Origin of the sequence: Pseudomonas sp. HMWF006 (assembly GCF_003061205.1) — a bacterium.
Classification (GTDB): Bacteria; Pseudomonadota; Gammaproteobacteria; order Pseudomonadales; family Pseudomonadaceae; genus Aquipseudomonas; species Aquipseudomonas monsensis.
Genome location: NZ_QAIU01000481.1, coordinates 1 through 3099 on the forward strand (window position 1 = coordinate 1; position 3099 = coordinate 3099).

The 3099-nt window shown below is 61.1% G+C and carries 2 protein-coding genes and 1 pseudogene; all 3 read left to right on the forward strand.

Annotated features, from left to right (window positions below; all coding sequences use genetic code 11):
- On the forward strand, positions 1-368 hold a 368-nt coding region (locus DBR24_RS20925; RefSeq protein WP_256591701.1), incomplete at its 5' end, for a methyl-accepting chemotaxis protein.
- Between the two features lie 520 nt (positions 369-888).
- The gene (locus DBR24_RS20930; RefSeq protein WP_123470781.1) at positions 889-2631 is read left to right on the forward strand and encodes a potassium/proton antiporter; all 1743 of its coding nucleotides are present in this window, start codon (positions 889-891) and stop codon (positions 2629-2631) included.
- 34 nt (positions 2632-2665) lie between these two features.
- Positions 2666-3099, forward strand: a pseudogene (locus DBR24_RS33095) (mechanosensitive channel MscK); the annotation flags it as partial.

The window sequence follows — 3099 nt, forward strand, 5'->3', positions numbered from 1 at the left end:
CCCAACAGTCGACCAGCGAAATCGAGCGGATGATCGGCAGCATTCAGAGCGGCACCGAACACGCGGTGGACTCGATGCGCAACAGCACCGAACGCGCCGAGTCGACACTGAACATCGCCCGGGGCGCCGGGATGTCGCTGGACACCATCAACACCGCAATCGTCGAGATCAACGAGCGCAACCTGGTGATCGCCAGCGCCGCCGAAGAGCAGGCACAAGTGGCCCGCGAGGTGGATCGCAACCTGGTGAACATCCGCGACCTGTCGGTGCAATCGGCCACCGGCGCGAATCAGACCAGTGCGGCGAGCAACGAGCTGTCGCGTCTGGCGCTGGATTTGAACAACATGGTTGGGCGGTTCAGCCTCTGATTCACTCGATCAAAAGCAAAAGCACCCTCACCCCAGCCCTCTCCCAGAGGGAGAGGGAGCAGATCGGGGGCTTTTCAAAACCTGAGTTCGACTTCGGACTTTCAGGTCGGCGTACATCGCCCAAACACCTTGATCAGCCTCCTCTCCCAGAGGGAGAGGGCTGGGGTGAGGCTTTTCAAAATCCGAGTTCGACTCCGGACTTTCAGGTTGGCGTACCTCGCACAAACACCTTGATCAGTCTCCTCTCCCAGAGTGAGAGGGAGCAGATCTGTGTGCCTTTCAAACCTGAGTTCGACTCAGAATTTTCAGGTCGATGTACTTCGCCCAGACACCTCGATCAGTCCCCTCTCCCCCCGGGAGAGGGCTAGGGTGAGGGCAACCATCGCCAGCCGAACCCAAACCTCGAATCCCCCAGCGTAAAAAGCTTTTTGACAGCATCACATTTCAACAGGTTAGAATCGCTGGCACGCAGACTGCATGGTCAGTTTGTGCCCGTCTTTACGCTTCTGGAGTACTGCCTTTGAATGCGACGACCATCAACAGCCTGTTCTTGATCGGCGCGTTGCTGGTAGGTGCAAGCATTCTTGTCAGTTCCCTGTCTTCGCGTCTCGGCATTCCGATTCTGGTCATCATCCTTGCGGTCGGCATGGCCGCCGGGGTCGATGGCGGCGGGATCATTTTCGATAACTACCCGACCGCCTATCTGGTCGGCAACCTCGCCCTGGCAGTGATCCTGCTCGACGGTGGTTTGCGCACCCGGGTTTCAAGTTTCCGTGTGGCCTTGTGGCCGGCGCTGTCGCTGGCCACGGTCGGGGTATTGATCACCACCGGGCTGACCGGCATGGCAGCGGCGTGGCTGTTCGACCTCAATCTGATTCAAGGCCTGCTGATCGGCGCCATCGTCGGCTCCACGGACGCCGCAGCGGTGTTCTCGCTGCTCGGCGGCAAGGGACTCAACGAACGGGTGACCGCCAGCCTGGAAATCGAGTCCGGCAGCAACGACCCGATGGCGGTGTTCCTCACCGTGACCCTGATCGACATGCTCGCCAGCGGCCAGACCGGCCTGCACTGGAGCCTGTTGACCCACCTGATCCGCGAGTTCGGCATCGGTGGCGTGATCGGCCTCGGTGGCGGCTGGTTGATGTTGCAACTGGTCAACCGGATCAACCTCGCCACCGGCCTGTACCCGATTCTGGTGATCGCTGGCGGTCTGGTGGTGTTCGCTCTGACCAACGCCCTGCATGGCAGCGGCTTCCTCGCTGTTTATCTGTGTGGCCTGGTGATCGGCAACCGCCCGGTGCGCAGCCGTCACGGCATTCTGCACATGCTCGACGGCATGGCGTGGCTGGCGCAGATCGGCATGTTCCTCGTGCTGGGGCTGCTGGTCACGCCGCATGATTTACTGCCGATCGCCCTGCCGGCACTGGGTCTGGCGCTGTGGATGATTCTGTTCGCCCGGCCGCTGTCGGTGGTCGTCGGCCTGCTGCCGTTCAAGGCGTTCCACGGCCGCGAGAAAGCCTTTATTTCCTGGGTCGGCCTGCGCGGCGCGGTGCCGATCATTCTCGCGGTGTTCCCGTTGATGGCCGGGCTGCCGAATGCGCAGCTGTACTTCAACCTCGCGTTTTTCATCGTGCTGGTGTCGCTGCTGGTGCAGGGCACGAGCCTGCCGTGGGTGGCCAAGCTGTTGAAGGTGACGGTACCGCCGGAGCCGGCGCCGATCTCGCGTTCCGCACTGGAGGTGCACATCACCAGCGAGTGGGAGCTGTTCGTTTACAAGCTCGGCGCCGAGAAATGGTGCATCGGTTCGCCCCTGCGTGAACTGAAAATGCCCGAAGGCACGCGCATCGCCGCCCTGTTTCGCGGCCAGCAACTGCTCCATCCGTCGGGTAGCACGGTGCTGGAAGTCGATGATTTGTTGTGTGTTATCGGCCATGAACACAACTTGCCGGCCCTCGGCAAACTGTTCAGCCAGGCACCGCAACGCGGTCTGGATCTGCGCTTCTTCGGCGACTTTGTACTCGAAGGAGACGCCCAGCTTAAAGCGGTTGCAGCGCTTTACGGGTTGCCGGCCGACGGCATCGATCCGGACATGACCCTCGGTGCGTTCATTGCCCACAAGGTCGGTGGTGCACCAATCGTCGGCGACCAGGTGGAGTGGAACAACACTCACTGGACGGTCGCGGTCATGGACGGGAACAAGATCGGCAAAGTGGGCGTCAGATTCCCCGAAGGAAGTCGCCCGGGTCCCGGTCTCTTCCTCTAAACTGCGTCCACTCTCACTTGCTTGACCGGTCTCTATGCCTACCCTGCGCTCTTTCTTTTTCGCGGCCCTGCTGGGCCTGAGTCTTTCCGTCGGGCCGCTGTATGCCGCCGAACCGCCGTCCAGCGAAGCCGTGCAGGCCAGCCTGGACAAACTCGCCGACAGCAAACTGCCGGACGCCGATAAAAAGACCCTGCAAACCGTCCTGCAGAACACGCTCAATCAGTTGAACAACCAGCGTGACTATGAACAGAAGCTGATCGACCTCAAACAGCAACTGGCAAGCGCGCCGAAGCAGACTGTCGAGAACACCCGCGAATTGACGCGCCTCAAGGCCTCCGCCGTGGTGCCGGTGGCGCAGCGCTTTCCCAAGGAATCGATCCAGCAGTTGGAACAGATCCTCACCGATCGTTCGACCCAGCAGAGCGATCTGCAAAAAGCCCTGGCCGACGCCAACAGCCTGATCATCAC